Here is a 17085-nt window from a genome sequence, read left to right on the forward strand (position 1 = left end):
CGCAAAGGAGGGCGGCTTGAGAAGAAAGAGAAGATCATGCCGACGATCTGTGTTTCAGTGAATTTACTTTTTCGCATCGTAAAATTTCCTTCTTATATTGATAGAAACTCTACTTATGGACTGTTTCAGTTTATGGGGGAGTTACACAAGCAAACAAACACACAGACAACTCCTCTTCCCCTTCTATCACGCCTGAAAATAAGCAATTGATGAGTAATGCGCTCGCATGGATGCGAGCCAAGCCATGACTTCGCCAAGGATGGCGAATACATGGCGGTTACGTTCACATCAATCGCGTTTTGAAGATTAAGCGTGATAGGGGGCGCTGGGAGAGTCCAGAGAGGGTCCAGCGTCAGCCCCTCTTTGGTTGTCGTCGCCAACGCGACAAAATGTTTAATTGGAGGCTGCTATTACCGACAAATGCAGATTAAAACTACTTGTTCAGAAAAATGGATCCTGACGTTCGTCAGGATGACGAAAGCGAGATTACAGTTGAACCTAACACCTCTGCAAAATGGTTCCTGACCTTCGTCAGGGTGACGAGGGCGAGATTGCAGCTGAACCCAGCACCTCTGCAAAATGGCTCCTGACCTTCGTCAGGGTGACGAAAGCAAGATTACAGCTGAACCCAGCATCTCTACAAAATGGTTTTGACGTTCGTCCGGATGACGAGGGTAGGATTGCAGCTGAACCAGCACCTCTGCAAATTACAGCTGAACCCAGCATCTCTACAAAATGGTTTTGACGTTCGTCCGGATGACGAGGGTAGGATTGCAGCTGAACCAGCACCTCTGCAAATTACAGCTGAACCCAGCATCTCTACAAAATGGTTTTGACGTTCGTCCGGATGACGAGGGTAGGATTGCAGCTGAACCAGCACCTCTGCAAAATGGCTCCTGACGTTCGTCAGGATGACGAGGGCAAGATTGCAACTGAACCCAAAACCCCTGCAAAATAAGCCCTGACATTCGTCAGGATGACGAAGGTGAAATAACAACTGGACCCAGCACCTCTGCAAAATGGCTCCTGACCTCCGTCAGGATGACGAGAGTCGGATTGCAACTGAACCCAAAACCCACTCACAAAAAAACCGCCTAAAAAGGCGGTTTTCAAATCAAAATCCATGTCAGGGTTTCTCCCGACAATCAGATATCAATTACTCTGCATATGTCTCAACAGCTGGACATGAACAGATCAGGTTACGGTCACCGTATACGTCATCGATACGCGTTACCGTTGGCCAGAACTTGTCTTTTGCAACAGCAGGTACAGGGAATGCCGCGTAAAAACGGTCATATGCACGCTCCCACTCGTTTCCTAATACGTCAGCTTGTGTGTGCGGTGCAAATACAAGCGGGTTGTTCTCTACTGACCACTCACCAGACTCAACCTTTGCAATCTCTTTACGAATTGAGATCATCGCTTCGATAAAGCGGTCGATTTCAACCTTAGACTCAGATTCAGTCGGCTCAATCATCAGTGTGCCTGCAACTGGGAATGACATTGTTGGTGCGTGGAAGCCATAGTCCATAAGACGCTTCGCTACATCCATTTCAGTGATACCAGATGCTTCTTTAAGTGGACGTAAGTCAACGATACACTCGTGCGCAACACGGTCGTTACGGCCGCGATATAGCACAGGGTAGTGCTCCGCTAGTTTCGCCGTTAGGTAGTTCGCGTTAACAATCGCAATTTCAGTCGCTTGCTTAAGACCTTCGCTGCCCATCATCGCAATGTATGCCCATGAGATAGGTAAAATCGCCGCTGAGCCATAAGGTGCAGCAGATACCGCGCCGTTGCCTTCTGTTGTGCCCGCAACATTGATGATGCTGTGGTTAGGCATAAATGGCGCAAGGTGCGATTTAACACCGATAGGACCAACACCAGGACCGCCACCACCGTGTGGGATACAGAATGTTTTGTGTAGGTTTAAGTGCGATACGTCAGAGCCGATGAAGCCTGGGCTTGTTACACCTACTTGCGCGTTCATGTTCGCGCCGTCCATGTATACTTGACCGCCGTGCTGGTGAACAATGTCACATACTTCACGGATAGTCTCTTCGTATACACCGTGTGTAGACGGGTAAGTAACCATGATACAAGATAGGTTCTCAGACACTTCTTCCGCTTTAGTGCGTAAGTCGTCAAGGTCGATGTTACCTTTATCATCACAACCAACAACCACAACTTTCATGCTTGCCATTTGCGCTGACGCAGGGTTAGTACCGTGCGCAGAGCTTGGGATCAAACAGACATTACGGTGCGCGTCGCCACGTGATTCATGGTATTTACGAATCGCGATAAGACCCGCGTATTCGCCTTGTGCACCTGAGTTTGGCTGTAGTGATACGGCATCGTAGCCTGTGATATCTACAAGCCAGTCGTGCAGCTCAGTCATCATAGTTTGATAACCTTGTGCTTGCTCAAGTGGACAGAATGGGTGAAGCTCAGCGAATTCAGGCCAGGTTACTGGGATCATCTCCGCTGTCGCGTTTAGCTTCATAGTACAAGAGCCCAAAGAGATCATTGAGTGGTTCAATGCTAAATCTTTGTTCTCTAAACGCTTGATGTAACGCAGCATTTCAGTTTCGCTGTGATACTCATTAAAGTTTGGATGGGTTAGGATCTCGTCATCACGTACCAAGCTTGCTGGGATACCTGTGATGTCGTTTGCCGCAACCTCTGCGTCAAGCGCAGCCACATCAAGACCGTGGCCTTCGCCAAGGATGATGTCGAATAATTCTGTGATGTCAGCGCGTGTCGTTGTCTCATTTAGTGCGATTGAGTACTCACCTGCGTGGTTAATTGCAAAGTTCACTTCGTTTGCAACGGCACGTGCAACGACCGCGTTTTTATCTGCGTCTTCAGCCACAACCGTGATGGTATCAAACCAAGTGTCGTGCTTCAGTGCAACGCCTTTTGACTTAAGGCCAGTCGCCAAGATGCTTGCAAAGCGGTTGATGCGCTGTGCAATAGTTTTAAGACCTTGAGGACCGTGGTACACCGCGTAGAATGCAGCCATGTTAGCTAGCAATACTTGCGCTGTACAAATGTTTGAGTTCGCTTTTTCACGACGGATATGCTGCTCACGCGTCTGCATCGCCATACGCAGTGCATCGTTACCTAAACGGTCTTTAGAAACACCAATGATACGACCAGGTAGTGAACGCTTGTACTTGTCGCGTGTTGCGAAGAAGGCTGCGTGTGGACCACCGTAACCCATAGGTACACCAAAGCGCTGTGCCGAACCAAGTACCACGTCTGCACCTAGTTTACCCGGTGCTTTCAATAGCATTAAGCTCATGATGTCTGCAGCAACACAGGCAATCGCTTTTTTGTCTTGTACTTGTGCGATTAGGTCGGTGACGTCAACCACTTCACCTGATGTTGACGGGTACTGGAATAGTGCACCGAAGATCTCGTGGTTTACCACGTCGCTTGCAGGTGCGACAACTACGTCAAAACCAAACTGTTCAGCACGAGTGCTTACTACGTCAATTGTTTGAGTGTGTACGTCATCTGCGATGAAGAATGTATTTGCTTTTTTCGCTTTTGCTACACGCTTAGCTAGGGCCATTGCCTCTGCCGCTGCGGTAGACTCATCAAGCAAAGATGCACTAGCCAAGTCTAGGCCTGTAACATCCATAGTTAGAGTTTGGAAGTTAAGAAGAGACTCCAAACGCCCCTGTGCGATCTCTGGCTGATAAGGCGTATACGCTGTGTACCAACCTGGGTTTTCTAACACATTACGTAAAATGACATTAGGTACGTGTGTTGGGTGATAACCTTGGCCAATGTATGATTTAAATACTTTGTTTTGACCAGCTACTGACTTTAGGTAGCTCAGCGTTTCAACTTCTGTACGGCTTTCACCAATCTTAAGACCTGTTTCTAAACGAATAGAGTCAGGTACCGTTTGACCGATCAGCTCTTCAACACTTGATACTCCAAGCTCAGCAAGCATTTCGCTTACTTGTGCGGCATTCGGGCCGATATGGCGACGAATAAAGTCTTGCTTTTGCTCTAACTGTTCAAGAGATTTGGCGTTTGACATTAGTCCAGATTCCTATGATCCAAATAAAATGGGTGTTCCTGCATTGATGCCTAGCAATGTTGCCAGACAAAGGCCTTGGTAACGCAGTCACAAATAATGCTTTGAGAGTAAACCAAACCAAAGCGGTTTGATTTAACAACAAAAGCCCCAAAAAATGGGGCTTTTAGTCATTCAACGAATTAGTCTTCGTCGATTGAATTTTGGTAACCTTCAGCGTCAAGTAGGTTTTCAAGCTCAGACTCGTCAGATGCCTTCACTTTGAATAACCAACCGTCACCGTATGGGTCGTTGTTCACTGACTCAGGAGAGTCTTCTAGCTCTTCGTTGATTTCAACGATAGTACCAGTGATTGGTGCGTAGATATCAGAAGCCGCTTTTACAGACTCAGCAACTGCACAGTCTTCGCCAGCATCTACTTCGTCATCCACGTCAGGTAGGTCAACAAATACCATGTCGCCTAGAAGTTCTTGTGCATGCTCAGTAATACCTACAGTGAATACACCGTCGCCTTCAGCGCGAACCCATTCGTGTGAAGATGCGTATTTTAACTCGCTAGGAATGTTGCTCATTTTTTGTTCCTTTGGTCGTTTTAATTGGGCAACCGCCCATAATTCTACTCGTTACAATGATTTTAGATCACTGACTTACCGTTGCGTACGAAGCAAGGCTTCACTACTTTAACGTCTACCAGCTTTTTGCGCATTTCAACTTGTGCCGTTTCCCCAGTTGAACGAGGTACACGTGCCAATGCTACGCTAAAACCTAAAGTCGGAGAGAATGTACCAGAAGTGATAACACCTTCGCCACCTTCTACGATAACTTTAGAACCACCGCGTAAAACACCTTTGCTCTCAAGCACCAAGCCAACTAGCTTATCAGTGCTCTTGTCAGCACGTTGTTGCTCGACAACTTTACGGCCGATGAAGTCACGATCTTCTGGTTCCCAAGCAATGGTCCAAGCCATGTTAGCAGCCAGTGGAGATACTGTTTCATCCATATCAGAGCCGTACAAGTTCATGCCCGCTTCTAAACGTAGCGTATCACGTGCACCTAAGCCAGCCGGACGCACACCTGCGTCTAGTAATTGCTGCCAAAGCTCAGCGGCATCGTCGTTATGCACAACAATCTCATAGCCAGCTTCACCAGTATAACCTGTTGTTGCAATAAACAGTTTTCCAGCTTGCGCACCAAAGAATGGCTTCATACCTTCAACCGCAGCACGCTGTTCGTCATTTAAGATTGTCGCTGTTTTTTCTTTTGCATTTGGACCTTGAACGGCAATCATCGCGTACTCTGGACGCTCAGTCACTGTCACGTCAAAATCAGCTGCAACTGCGCCAATGTGCGCAAGATCTTTTTCACGCGTTGCTGAGTTAACAACTAAACGATAATCTGTTTCTGTGAAGAAGTAGATGATAAGGTCGTCAATTACGCCGCCTTGCTCATTCAACATGCCTGTGTAAAGTGCTTTACCTGCAACTGTTAGCTTAGCAACATCGTTTGCCACTAGCTTGCGTAAAAACGCCTGTGCGTCAGCACCTTTTACATCAACAATGGTCATGTGAGATACGTCGAACATACCAGCATCTTGACGCACTGCGTGGTGCTCTTCGATTTGTGAGCCATAGTTGATTGGCATTTCCCAACCGTGGAAATCAACCATTTTAGCGCCAGCTTCTAGGTGCTTAGCATGTAGTACAGTTTTAGAAGTCATACTTGTCCTTCACTTTTTTTGGTTTATGTAAGCAATTTAAGTTGCTCACATATAATCGAGCACATAGTCTCGATGGGGTTAATCATGAGCTGATAATCAGCTCAAATGCACGGAATTAGTTAATGCAAAAACCTGCATCGCCCAGTTTCTTTTGCCATAGTGATAGTGGCTCTGGCTGTGCGATGAGTTGATGCTGCTGCACACCATCTTGCAATAGTGTGGTGATGAACACATCACCACTTTGCTTGCCATAGCAAGCTTGCAGATCAGAAATACCTAAGCCCGGTGTGAGCGAAAAATGGGTTAACAATGACTCAAATGCCGCCGTGCCACTGAGTTGAGAAATAGCCAAATCATCACGGCGCATCAATTCGATGTCATAGTCTTGCTCATGTTGGTCAACCAGCGCTTGCAACGTCTGTGCTGCGTCTTGGTCCAAAATGAAGCGATAAGCGGTTTCACTAAAGTAATAAACTGCATAACGATGGCCATTTGCAAACGACCCTTGAATGCCTAAACCCGGTGCAATTAACTTGTTTAAATTAATACCAAGCTCTTGATTTAGAAAAGGTGTTGTCTCAAAACCACTAAAATCTAATACCACCTGACCGACCAATGCACAGTAAGCATTTTCAGCAGGTATCGTCCCTTGACGATGCTTGGCAAAAATTATTGGAGAAAACGTCATACAACCACCTAAGTGAAATGAAGATGGACAAAAGTATAGGGGGGGTGAATGGCAACAACAAATTGTAATTATTTATCAATTGATAAATAATATTAATGTATTCGAGTTTTATAAATAGCTTTTTTAAATATGAAGAACTTATCAATTGATGGCCTACGCACACTCGTCACGGTTGTAGAGGTCGGAGGTTTTGCAAAAGCAGGCGAACTACTGGGCTTATCGCAACCCGCGGTGAGTTTACAGATCCGTCGCTTAGAAGATTTGCTTGGCTGTAAACTGTTTAAAAAGCAAGGTCAGCGCCAAGTACTTAATCAGTATGGCGAGTTGCTACTGCCCCAAGCAAAGCAAATGCTGCAATACAATGATGCCATTTTGCAGCAATTTACGTCAGAAAGTGTCACAGGACGTGTACGCCTTGGGATCCCCAGTGAATTTGCCGCACGCATTTTACCCGCTATTATTGGCGACTTTGTTTCTCTTTACCCTGATGTTGCGCTTGAAGTTAAATCCAGACTCAGTAAGCATTTACTGTCAGTGTCGAGACAAGATCAATTTGACTTGGTATTAGCACTAAACGAAGAACTCGAGTCTGTTAGTCACCCTATCTTTATGCGTGACCAATTGGTCTGGGTTGGAGACTTAAGCCTGGCGAAAAAAGAAATGATTACATTAGTGACTGCACCAGAGGGCTGTATTTACCGTCGTCGAGCCATCGAAGCGCTACAGCAAAGCGGACGTCCTTTTCGCATCGTCTACAGCAATGCCGATTTAACCGGGTTAACTGCCGCGCTCAAAGAAGGGCTGGGGATCACTGTGCTGGCAAAAAATACCGTGCCCAGTGAGCTGACCTATCAAGAACATACACCGGATCTGCCAAAGCTAGGGGAAATTGGGATCAGCTTAATCAAAAATACTCAGGAGTCTGCCCATGCAGTCAACAAACTCGCTGAGTTTATCGCGCTACGATTAGCGTAGCGCTATTGTCCAACAGCCTGCTTTACAAACAAGCTTTTGATTGGGCCTAAGTTATCCACTAGGCTCAATCCTAACCCACGGATCAGCTTTTTAGCCGGATGTGCCCCCTCAAATAAATCTTTTAAGCCCTGCATCATGGCAATATGCTTTTGCGCATCAAGCTTGCGTGCTCGCTCATACTCTCTCAGCACTTTATGCGCGGCGAATTCTTGGCTTTGCTCACCCAGCGCGGTGATCAGATGCGCCGCATCCTTTAGGCCTAAATTCATGCCAAGCCCTGCCAGTGGGTGAATGGTGTGCGCCGCATCGCCCATTAACACCACACGGCCTTTGAGCCACTGCTGGGCATAACGCATGGTCAATGGAAATACCGCTCGCTCACTTTGCACTTCACACAACCCACACTGCATATCAATGGCAGCGGACAATGATTTATTAAACTCACAGGGGCTTTGCGCCATCAATTGCTCAGCATGCTCAGGGGAGGTAGACCACACGATAGAGTGCATATTTTCTTCAGCCAGTGGTAAAAATGCCAATGGCCCAGTGGGTAAAAACACCTGACGGGCGGTATGCTGATGTGCGCAATCAGTGCTCACCGTCGCCACAATGGCATGGTGGTCATAATCCCAAAAGCTCAGTGGCATATCAAACAACCTGCGAACACCCGAATTAGCACCATCTGCTGCCACCAGCAACTTACTCATCACGGGCATACCTGAGTCCATCGTTATCAACACATCTGTCTCTGTTTGGTGGATGGTCTGATAACGGCTTTCAAATGCCAAAGTGACATTGTCAAAGGTCTGCAATTTATTGTAGAGCGCGAAGCGGATCCCATCGTTTTCGATAATGTGGCCAAGTTGTGGTAACTGTAAAGACTGCGCGTCAAAGGCGATTTTACCAAAGCTATCTGCATCTCTGACATCCATCGCGGTATAAGGCGTAGCGCGGCTGGCAAAGATATCTTGCCACACATCAAGTGACTCAAATAACTGCTGACTAGCCAAACTAATTGCGCTAACGCGCATGCTATAATCCTCTGACAAAGGCTTCGGCGCATTACCCGCATCTAATACCATGACAGACACGTCTTGCTGTGCCAGCCCAAGTGCCAACGTTAAACCAACACAGCCACCGCCAACAATACATACTTGCACTTGCTGCATGAGAGCTCCTTTTATTGCACTCGACCCATTAGCTGTCTGGCTAATGGGGCTTTTAAGTTAAGGAACAGGCTTATCATCATCAGGCCGCAGCTGCGTCCAAACGCCACACTGCGGGACTCATTCGAAAACAACCGGACCAATCCGTCAGTGAGCGTCATCACTCGACCGATGTCATGATCTCTGGCGACCTTATACGCCTGCGTAAATGCATGATCGCCCCAGGTGGCGATATCCGAGGCTTGTAGCTGCGACACTAAACATTGAATATCGCGCATGCCCAAGTTAAAGCCTTGCCCAGCAATGGGGTGAATCGCATGTGCCGCATTACCAATGACCACCACGCGGTGGTGTATAACACTGGAGATCCGCCCATGTACTAAGGGATAGCGGCTACGCTTACCAACGGCTTCAAACACACCACCACGGTAACCAAACTCTTGCTGTAATCGCGCTAAAAAGGCGCTGTCATCAAGCCCGAGTACCGCTTCCAACGCATCTTTGTTCATGCACCATGCGACAGAAAAACGGTCTTCACTCATTGGCAACAGCGCAATCGGCCCCTGTGATGTAAAGCGCTCAAACGCTTGTCCTTGATGGCCTGGTGACACTTTCACATTGGCAATTAATGCCCCTTGCTCATAAGGGAAACTATCAAACTCTAGGTTTAATAGATTCCGTGTTGGCGAGTGCGCACCATCGGCTATCACCAATAATTTTGTTTGCACCACCGGTGATTGCTCAGTATCTAGTTCAACTTCAACATGCTCAGTGTGCTGCGTTAAAGACTTTACCTTTGCAGGACAAAACAAGGTGATATCTTGGCTTTGTAATTGCTGATGTAAAAACTGGCCGTACGGGTTTACCTCAACCACATAGCCAAGCGCTTCGACCTGATACTCCTCAGGTGTGATAGATGCTTTGCCAAAATGTCCTCTGTCAGACACATTGACCTGTGAGATCCGCTCAGCGAATGGCCATGTTTTATTAAATAGATTCAGTTTGCTCAGGTAATCAACTGATTGCTCAGCTAAAGCAATACTGCGATCGTCAAAGCTTGGGTGGCTATTGGCTTTCGGAGCGAACGCTTCTACCACCGCAATACGGCAATCGGGAATTTGTTTTTTTATACTGACGGCAGCAGTGGCACCCGCCATGCCGCCGCCAACGATAAGAACATCGAATTGTTGCAAGCCTGATACTCCCAAATCTTGCAGTTAGGCTTTTTGCATCAGTGCTTCAATCTCAGTGATAGATTTTGGCACATCAACCGTTAAGTTTTCATGGCCATCTTGAGTGATCAGTAAATCATCCTCAATGCGCACACCAATACCTTTGTATTTTTCTGGTACTTCAGCATCTTCGTCAAAATATAAACCCGGCTCTATGGTCAACACCATGCCCGCTTCAAACGGTCTATCTGCCTCGTCCAGTTTATATTCACCGACATCATGTACGTCTAAACCAAGCCAATGGCCCACTCCGTGCATATAAAACGCTTTGCACGCTTGTGTTTCTATCAACTCTTCTAAGGTACCTGAGAGAATACCAAGCTCAATCAAGCCTTCTGTTAATACACGCACAACCTGCTTGTTAGCTTTAACTAATGTACCGCCAGGCTTCACTTCTTCAAACGCAGCCAGCTGGGATTTTAATACCAGGTTATAAATCTCTGTTTGTGCTTCACTAAACTGTCCGCTGACAGGGAAAGTACGTGTGATGTCCGCAGCATACCCTTCCAATTCACAGCCTGAATCGATCAAGATCAAATCGCCCTGTGTTAATACGTCGCTATTTTCGGTGTAGTGTAAAATATTGGCGTTATTGCCTGAACCAACAATGGTGCCATACGCCGGGTATCTCGCCCCATTCATCGCGTAGTGGTGATGAATTTCTGCTTCCAATTGATACTCAGTGGCATCAGCCTTAGCAAATTGCATCGCGCGAATATGCGCTTGCGCACTGATCTTTGCTGCTTTGCGCATCACAGCGATTTCGTCTGCGGATTTAAACAAGCGCATTTCATGTACGAGCGGACGAATGTCTTTGATGGTTTCAGGGGCTTTATAGCCTTTTTTAGGTGCGCCGCGTAGCGTACTCAGTAAGCCCCACACTTTATCATCAAAGTTAGGATATGTGCCTTGGCCAAAATACAGTGTTGCAGTGCCATTGACTAAACTTAATAGTTCATCATCAAGCTCTGTCAGTGCATGGGTTTCATCCATGGCAAACCGGGTTTTAGCTTGCTCAAAGCCAACACGTCTACCGTGCCAAATTTCAGCCAGCTTATCTTTATTACGACAAAACAAGGTACTCAGCCCCTTACCAGCTTTGTCTTTACTCAGCACAAGCACAGCATCTGGCTCTTTAAAACCAGTTAAGTAAAAGAAATCACTGTCTTGGCGAAATGGAAACTCGGTATCGCGGCTACGGGTAATTTCAGCCGCCGCAGGGAGGATAGCGACCGAGTTGTTATCTAGGCTGTTTAGCAGTCGCGCACGACGTGCTACAAACTCTTCATTTTTTATCATAATTAATGCACTGTGTTTGATGTCGCGCCATTGCCTTGCTCTCGGCCCATCTCCGCAAAACATAATAACGCAGAGACTCGAATGTATTCGACCACTTCATGGAACGCCTGCTTATCTTCTTCAGTCTCATCGAAATGCGTATCAAGACGTGTGATTTCACTGAAGTCGCTGATCACTTCTTTGACGTCAGCTGACAGCTTGCCATAATCTTTTTGCTTTAAACCAAACCCTAATAAAAACCCTGACACCCAAGATACTAAGGCATTGGCTTGATCGATAAGCGCTTCGTCATCGTTTGGTAAGTACACTTCAAAGGTGTGTTCAGGATCATTAAAACGCTCTACCACAAACTTGTACAACTCAGCTAAAAACCCTTTGAGTTCAACGCCAAATGCTTGGCCATCATTAAATACATCGCTGAGTAAACCTAAGTATTCTTTGTCATCAATACTCAATCCACAGGCTAAAATACCGCTGATGGTGCCATGCACTTCTGCTGGTGCGACGAAGATGCCGTGTTTTTCGAGTAATAACTGGGCTTGTTGGTAATCTTTTAATTCGATCATAAGGCTTGATTCTCATTCACTTGATAAGGTTAATGCTACCACTCGAAGTATAGCAACTACAATGCATTGTCTTATTCTGCTGGAAAAAACCCGTCTTTAATGAGGCTAACATGTCACATTGATTTACTCAGTTTATAAAGTCGTTATTTGCTGTGTATGGAAAAAAAGCAAAACCTGCACAGACAATGCTCAGCAGGTGAATTTGCCAGCAAATAAGCAAGATTTTTTCATTTTAAGGTTTAAGCATTCGGTGTTGTCTTATATACTGAAGGTGTTCCCTAGCTCGCTGGACCGTGGATTATGTCCCTGAGCCGATAAACTTTTTTTAGGAATGCAGTTTATCCACTTTTGCGCAAGCTTGGCATGTACCGAGAAGCCTACGGTGGGTTGTTGCCTTCCGCCTTGAACCTTAGGGTTCAAGGACTTATATCCGCATCCACGCAGCCGGGGACACCTTTCATACTTATCGAACCGCCCACTTATTTCTTTGCGAAAAATAAAAAACCCACAGAATACAGTCCCATGGGCTTATTATCTTTTGTTCTATTCGCGCTTATATTGTCGATTTTCGCTTCACAGGCTGCGCATACATAGACAAGACAAACTCTTTTAGCTCATTTGGCAGCATCTCAATACTTTGATTAAAACGCGCTGTTTCTTCACTGCTGCTGTTTGTTTTATCACCCGCCGCTAAATAATTGCTTGAATGCAGATAATAATTATCAATAATTTGCTTATCGATGATCTGCGCCAGCTCTTCAGGGGTGTCAAAGTCATCCTCAATCGGCGTACCAAATGCAACGTGCACGTTTCCTTTGTCTGCACTAAAGCCATCAATGATACTCTTGATGTCTTCACCCTCTTCTTTTTGATATTCACCAAATTGCTGCTTATGGTAAAGCTCTTTGGCTTTCGCTAACGCACATGGCTCATATTGATAAGAGATAGAAACAGGCACCACTTTGAGTTTGCGCACATAATCAGCAAATGGCGCTTTCAAACGTCGACCTTGCAACTGCAACATTTTCAGCAAGGCAGGATCTGTATAATCAATACCATCTTTTGCCCGACCTTCTTTTTGTGCAATCCAAATGGAATTACCTGACTGCAGTGAATCATAGATGTAACCGGACAACTGAGATAGCGCCTTGAGCATTTCTTTTGGCGCTTTTGCTGAGCGTTTAACGATAAAGCTCTTATTTAAACGCATCAGCTCCGTGATATAGGGTACTTGCAACAAGTTATCGCCAATCGCGATACGCACCGTTGGCAAGTTATTCTGGTGCAGTCCCCAGTTTACTAATGCAGGATCGAGTACAATATCTCGATGATTTGAGATAAATAAATACGCAGCGTCTTTATCTAAACGGTCGAGTCCCGAGTAGGTGACTTTTGACGTGGTACGCTCAACCAACATAGATAGGTATTGCGCCACTTCATTTTGTACAGCCTCAACATTATTAACCGTCTTCCATTTAGACTTTAATTTTGCCTTTACCAAAGGCCTGCTAATCGCAGAAAAGGCTGCAAGCCACTTTGGTAAGTTATGCTCGGCAATCACATCTAAAAATTGCTCATCGGCCAATAACCTTTCTAGGGCTGCGGGCACTTCATCATCATTATATGGTCTGATATCTGCGTATTTATCCACTAAATTACTCTTACTGATCTAGGCGTATGACAAAAAAACGGCTCATTCTATCTCGCTCTTTATTCGGATGCTAAGAATATCAAGTCTGACCACACTGGGCGGCTCGGCGTTTCATAATATCCATTGCAAACAAGCGTAACATAAGTATCACCAACACAAGCGCCATAAGCTGGCTCATCCAGCTTGGGAGCAGTTGATGTTCATGTCCTGCCATGGCTGACACTTCAAAGCCAAAATGAGAGACGAGGTAATCTGTTAAAAAACCAAACACAATCGCAACGCCAATGACAGCCGTGATATAGGCGACAACAGCGCGGCGTCCAAGCTCTTTTGCGACGACACCAATGGTAGCCACATTGGTTGCCGGACCCGCCAGCATAAACACCAAAACGGCGCCAGGAGACACGCCAGCTAGCAACAGACCTGCGGCAATGGGCGTCGATGCCGTGGCACAAATGTACATGGGAATACTGATCAAGATAACCACTATCATGGCTAAAATGCCATCTCCCCATTGTGCTAAAAATGCGGTTGGCACAAATGTTTGGACTAATGCCGCGAAGAATATACCAATTAAAAGCCAAACCATAGTATCAGATAACAGCTTGTTACAACTAAATTTAACGGCTTGCCAAAGCTTACTCAGCAAACTGTTTTCACGCTTAGGCTTGGAAGAACAGCAAGTGCTTACTTCTGGCTCGAATTTTTTATTCTCAGATGCACAGCAATTTGCTTGTTCACGTTCAAGCTTTGGTGCAGCGACGGGCTCTTTACTACAGCAAGCAGTATTATTTACATCCTCATCCATATCTTCAGACTGGGTCGCACATGAGGAAGCGGCTACGTGAGGGGCTTTAGCACAGCAAGAAGCCGTATTGTCATCCTCATCTAAACTCTTAGATTGTGTCGTACATGAAGAAGCGGCTACTTGAGGCGCTTTAGCGCAGCAAGAAGCCTTATTATCATCCTCATCCAAATTCTTAGACTGAGTCGCGCATGAAGAAGCGGCTGCTTGAGGCGCTTTAGCACAGCAACTAGATTGATTGGCAGCAGGGTTTTCTGAGGCCTTTTTATCTACTTCATCTTGATTGTCTCGACCGACTAGCAACCCTGCTGTGATGGCACTGGTCACCGCAGCAATGGGTCTGATAATCGCCATAAATGGCCCAAGCAGCGCATAAGACACAGAAATTGAGTCCACACCTGTTTCAGGTGTCGACACTAAAAACGCGGTCGTGGCACTTTTAGATCCCCCCGCGCGTCTCAACCCGATTGCTGCCGGAATAACACCACAAGAACACAACGGCATAGGCGCGCCAATCAACGCTGCTTTAATCGTGGTCCAAAGCCCTTCTTTGCCTAAATGACGCTGTAAAAAGCCCTTTGGAATAAATACATTCAGTAGCCCAGCTAACAATAATCCCAACATTAACCAAGGTGCCGAAATGACAAATAACTCCCAAAAATTATTGATGAGTGCCATCTAAATCCTCCAATGCTGTCAAAATTGAGCACGCATTCGCCGGTTCATCACCACCACAACATTGGCTGGCCAATAACGTTAATGAACGCTCAAACATACTCAACTCCGCTATTTTTTCTCTTACCCAATCTCGTTTTTGCAATGTGAGTGTTTTTACCTCTTCACAGCTGTGCATTTGCTTTTCAATTTTGATACTTAATAATTCTTGAATATCTTTGAGATTGAACCCAACTTCCTTTGCGCGCACAATAAAGCGCATTCTTTCTACTGCATGTTCGTCATATAGACGATATCCCGCAGCACTTCTTTCACTGGCCGCTAATAATCCCTGCTGCTCATAGTATCTTAACGTGTCGGTCGACACGTTAAGCAGCTTGGCAAGCTGCCCAATTCGAAACATTATCATTGCTTTCCACCCGATAAGTACAACCCCGTCAGCACACTGACATATCGTCATGTTTGCACACAGCCATATTAGATAAAATTTAAACGCTAAAAGTGATACACTGGCCCACGAAATTTGCTGAACGTACACAAATGAACTCTGCAAATGGTGTTGTGAAAAAGATACTTTTAATCTGCCGTGCTAAAAAAGAACCTAAAATCCACCATCACCGTTTCGTCAAATTCATCACTAATACAGAGTATAAACCTTGGTGTTTACTCTAAAGTCAATAACGAGATAAAAATATGAATATTGTTGTTTTAGATGCCGCAACTTTGGCTGGCGTCGACCTCTCTCCGCTTCATGCATTTGGGACCGTCACCACCTATGATCACACCGCCCCCAACGAAGTCGACACCCGTATTCAACAGGCCAATATTATTATCTCAAATAAAGTACAGCTATCGGCTGCACACTTTGCTGTTGCAACAGAGTTGAAGTTAATTTGCGTCGCCGCAACAGGTACTAATAATATCGACTTAGTTGCAGCAAAAGATGCTGGGATCGCGGTCACCAATGTCGCTGGTTACTCTACCCCTTCAGTCGTGCAGCATACATTTACACTGCTTGGTAATTTGATGAGTAATATCCATCGGTACGCAGCAGATACCCAGCAAGGCGCTTGGCAAAAAAGTCCGATGTTTTGCCGTCTAGACTACAGTATCAATGACATTGCAGATAAAAAGTTTGTGATTGTCGGGTATGGTAATCTTGGCCAAGCAACTGCGAAAGTGGCAGAGGCATTTGGTGCGAAAGTCATTATCGCGGAGCGCCCAAACAGTAAAGCGACACGCAGCGGTCGAATGGCTTTTGAAGACGCAATGCAAATAGCGGATATTGTTTCCATACATTGCCCCTTAACGCCACAAACTGAAAACCTGTTTAACGCCACTACACTGGCACTATTACCCAAACACGCCATTTTAATTAATACCGCACGTGGTGGTATAGTAAATGAACAAGCCTTGGCAGATGCACTTGCCACTAAGCAGATCGCTGCAGCGGGTGTTGATGTGCTCTCTGTTGAGCCTGCCACCGCAGATAATCCGCTCATCACTTATAAAGGCAACAATTTAATGCTTACACCTCACACTGCATGGGCGAGCTATGAGTCTATTACTCGCTTAATTCAGGGTATCGCAGACAACATCACCAGTTACCTTAATGGAGGACAACACAACCGCGTTGTGTAACATCCCAGTGCCCGCTTCGATAAAGCCACCTAACTAGCGTGTGGCTTTATCCACCACATTTTATTCATTATTATTACTTTTTAGTGATAAAACGTATTCCCATAAAACCCTTAAAAAATAAACTATTGATTTTTATAACAAAAAAACTTGGCAAAGCAATTGCTATTGTTAGACTAAGTTAAAAATAAAATTAAACTTGATGGTTCCTAATACATCGGGTCATGAGGATAACAGAATGAAAAAATTACTCGTTGCTACTGCGCTTTTAAGCACTACATTATTGTCTGGTTGTATTGTTGCGGTTTCTGATGGAGAAATGCGCCACCACAGCGGATGGCAAAGCACACACCAAGAAAATAGAGAGAAGATCAGTAAACTTGAGCTGGGTTCAAGCTACCAAGCCGTGACCAGCAAGTTTGGCACACCAGATTTTAATGAAGCAGTCTCTAAAAATGGTCATACCTTCCAAGTACTTTACTTTGCAACAAACAGAAAGCACTCAGACGGTCAAATTACCAAAGATGAGTGCACACCACTGGTGTTTAAAGATGATCAGCTTATCGGTTTTGGTCAAGCCGCTGTAGACAACTATTTATAAACAGATTTGACATACTTCCCT

14 protein-coding genes and 1 other RNA gene are annotated in these 17085 nt (G+C 45.6%); 4 read left to right on the forward strand and 11 right to left on the reverse strand.

Features of this window, described 5'->3' with window-relative positions:
* Window positions 1-1156: 1156 nt before the first annotated feature.
* The 4 genes from gcvP to JF50_RS25515 form a co-directional block, all read right to left on the reverse strand.
* Window positions 1157-4054, reverse strand: coding sequence for an aminomethyl-transferring glycine dehydrogenase (gene gcvP / locus JF50_RS25500; RefSeq protein ID WP_039612048.1), 2898 nt, complete (start codon window positions 4052-4054; stop codon window positions 1157-1159).
* A gap of 179 nt (window positions 4055-4233) precedes the next feature.
* Window positions 4234-4623, reverse strand: coding sequence for a glycine cleavage system protein GcvH (gcvH, locus tag JF50_RS25505; protein ID WP_039612049.1), 390 nt, complete (start codon window positions 4621-4623; stop codon window positions 4234-4236).
* Between the two features lie 62 nt (window positions 4624-4685).
* Window positions 4686-5768 carry a glycine cleavage system aminomethyltransferase GcvT gene (gcvT, locus tag JF50_RS25510; protein WP_039612050.1) on the reverse strand — a complete coding sequence of 361 codons (1083 nt, stop codon included), beginning with the start codon at window positions 5766-5768 and terminating at the stop codon, window positions 4686-4688.
* A gap of 115 nt (window positions 5769-5883) precedes the next feature.
* Window positions 5884-6456 (reverse strand): hypothetical protein, encoded by a 573-nt coding sequence (locus tag JF50_RS25515; protein WP_039612051.1) that lies wholly within the window; start codon window positions 6454-6456, stop codon window positions 5884-5886.
* 129 nt (window positions 6457-6585) lie between these two features.
* Here JF50_RS25515 and JF50_RS25520 point away from each other — a divergent pair, with 129 nt between their 5' ends.
* Window positions 6586-7431 carry a LysR family transcriptional regulator gene (locus JF50_RS25520; protein WP_039612052.1) on the forward strand — a complete coding sequence of 282 codons (846 nt, stop codon included), beginning with the start codon at window positions 6586-6588 and terminating at the stop codon, window positions 7429-7431.
* 2 nt (window positions 7432-7433) lie between these two features.
* On the opposite strand, the gene JF50_RS25525 is transcribed toward JF50_RS25520, so the two are convergent.
* Genes JF50_RS25525 through JF50_RS25540 form a run of 4 tightly spaced genes read right to left on the reverse strand, consistent with a single transcriptional unit; the run spans window position 7434 to window position 11694 of the window.
* Window positions 7434-8600, reverse strand: coding sequence for an FAD-dependent monooxygenase (locus tag JF50_RS25525; protein WP_039612053.1), 1167 nt, complete (start codon window positions 8598-8600; stop codon window positions 7434-7436).
* An 11-nt stretch (window positions 8601-8611) separates the two neighbouring features.
* A complete protein-coding gene (gene ubiH / locus JF50_RS25530) occupies window positions 8612-9790 on the reverse strand; it encodes a 2-octaprenyl-6-methoxyphenyl hydroxylase (RefSeq protein ID WP_039612054.1) in 1179 nt (392 codons plus the stop codon).
* A 24-nt stretch (window positions 9791-9814) separates the two neighbouring features.
* Window positions 9815-11128 carry a Xaa-Pro aminopeptidase gene (gene pepP / locus JF50_RS25535; RefSeq protein WP_039612055.1) on the reverse strand — a complete coding sequence of 438 codons (1314 nt, stop codon included), beginning with the start codon at window positions 11126-11128 and terminating at the stop codon, window positions 9815-9817.
* A gap of 2 nt (window positions 11129-11130) precedes the next feature.
* Window positions 11131-11694 carry a UPF0149 family protein gene (locus tag JF50_RS25540; protein ID WP_039612056.1) on the reverse strand — a complete coding sequence of 188 codons (564 nt, stop codon included), beginning with the start codon at window positions 11692-11694 and terminating at the stop codon, window positions 11131-11133.
* Window positions 11695-11966: 272 nt separating this feature from the next.
* Here JF50_RS25540 and ssrS point away from each other — a divergent pair.
* A non-coding RNA gene (gene ssrS / locus JF50_RS26865) (6S RNA) lies at window positions 11967-12149 on the forward strand.
* Window positions 12150-12247: 98 nt separating this feature from the next.
* Here ssrS and JF50_RS25545 read toward each other — a convergent pair.
* The 3 genes from JF50_RS25545 to zntR form a co-directional block, all read right to left on the reverse strand.
* The gene (locus JF50_RS25545) at window positions 12248-13345 is read right to left on the reverse strand and encodes a 1-acyl-sn-glycerol-3-phosphate acyltransferase (protein WP_039612057.1); all 1098 of its coding nucleotides are present in this window, start codon (window positions 13343-13345) and stop codon (window positions 12248-12250) included.
* A 79-nt stretch (window positions 13346-13424) separates the two neighbouring features.
* Window positions 13425-14828 carry an SO_0444 family Cu/Zn efflux transporter gene (locus JF50_RS25550; RefSeq protein ID WP_039612058.1) on the reverse strand — a complete coding sequence of 468 codons (1404 nt, stop codon included), beginning with the start codon at window positions 14826-14828 and terminating at the stop codon, window positions 13425-13427.
* Window positions 14812-15228: a Zn(2+)-responsive transcriptional regulator gene (gene zntR, locus JF50_RS25555; RefSeq protein ID WP_039612059.1), complete on the reverse strand. Its 417-nt coding sequence runs from the start codon at window positions 15226-15228 to the stop codon at window positions 14812-14814. Before zntR ends, JF50_RS25550 begins: the two co-directional genes overlap by 17 nt.
* A gap of 290 nt (window positions 15229-15518) precedes the next feature.
* Between zntR and JF50_RS25560 the strand changes: the two genes are divergently transcribed.
* Both JF50_RS25560 and JF50_RS25565 read left to right on the forward strand, forming a co-directional pair.
* Window positions 15519-16466, forward strand: coding sequence for a D-2-hydroxyacid dehydrogenase (locus JF50_RS25560; protein ID WP_039612060.1), 948 nt, complete (start codon window positions 15519-15521; stop codon window positions 16464-16466).
* A gap of 235 nt (window positions 16467-16701) precedes the next feature.
* Window positions 16702-17064: a DUF3192 domain-containing protein gene (locus tag JF50_RS25565; protein WP_039612061.1), complete on the forward strand. Its 363-nt coding sequence runs from the start codon at window positions 16702-16704 to the stop codon at window positions 17062-17064.
* Window positions 17065-17085: the final 21 nt, after the last annotated feature.

The sequence above is a fragment of the Pseudoalteromonas luteoviolacea genome, from assembly GCF_000814765.1.
Classification (GTDB): Bacteria; Pseudomonadota; Gammaproteobacteria; order Enterobacterales; family Alteromonadaceae; genus Pseudoalteromonas; species Pseudoalteromonas luteoviolacea_H.

Bases quoted from the DNA above. Each gene is read 5' to 3' on its own strand.
- gcvP (WP_039612048.1), bottom strand. From the start codon at position 4,054: ATGTCAAACGCCAAATCTCTTGAACAGTTAGAGCAAAAGCAAGACTTT.
- gcvT (WP_039612050.1), bottom strand. From the start codon at position 5,768: ATGACTTCTAAAACTGTACTACATGCTAAGCACCTAGAAGCTGGCGCT.
- JF50_RS25525 (WP_039612053.1), bottom strand. From the start codon at position 8,600: ATGCAGCAAGTGCAAGTATGTATTGTTGGCGGTGGCTGTGTTGGTTTA.
- JF50_RS25515 (WP_039612051.1), bottom strand. From the start codon at position 6,456: ATGACGTTTTCTCCAATAATTTTTGCCAAGCATCGTCAAGGGACGATA.
- JF50_RS25520 (WP_039612052.1), top strand. From the start codon at position 6,586: ATGAAGAACTTATCAATTGATGGCCTACGCACACTCGTCACGGTTGTA.
- JF50_RS25565 (WP_039612061.1), top strand. From the start codon at position 16,702: ATGAAAAAATTACTCGTTGCTACTGCGCTTTTAAGCACTACATTATTG.
- JF50_RS25560 (WP_039612060.1), top strand. From the start codon at position 15,519: ATGAATATTGTTGTTTTAGATGCCGCAACTTTGGCTGGCGTCGACCTC.
- gcvH (WP_039612049.1), bottom strand. From the start codon at position 4,623: ATGAGCAACATTCCTAGCGAGTTAAAATACGCATCTTCACACGAATGG.
- JF50_RS25540 (WP_039612056.1), bottom strand. From the start codon at position 11,694: ATGATCGAATTAAAAGATTACCAACAAGCCCAGTTATTACTCGAAAAA.
- JF50_RS25550 (WP_039612058.1), bottom strand. From the start codon at position 14,828: ATGGCACTCATCAATAATTTTTGGGAGTTATTTGTCATTTCGGCACCT.
- zntR (WP_039612059.1), bottom strand. From the start codon at position 15,228: ATGTTTCGAATTGGGCAGCTTGCCAAGCTGCTTAACGTGTCGACCGAC.
- pepP (WP_039612055.1), bottom strand. From the start codon at position 11,128: ATGATAAAAAATGAAGAGTTTGTAGCACGTCGTGCGCGACTGCTAAAC.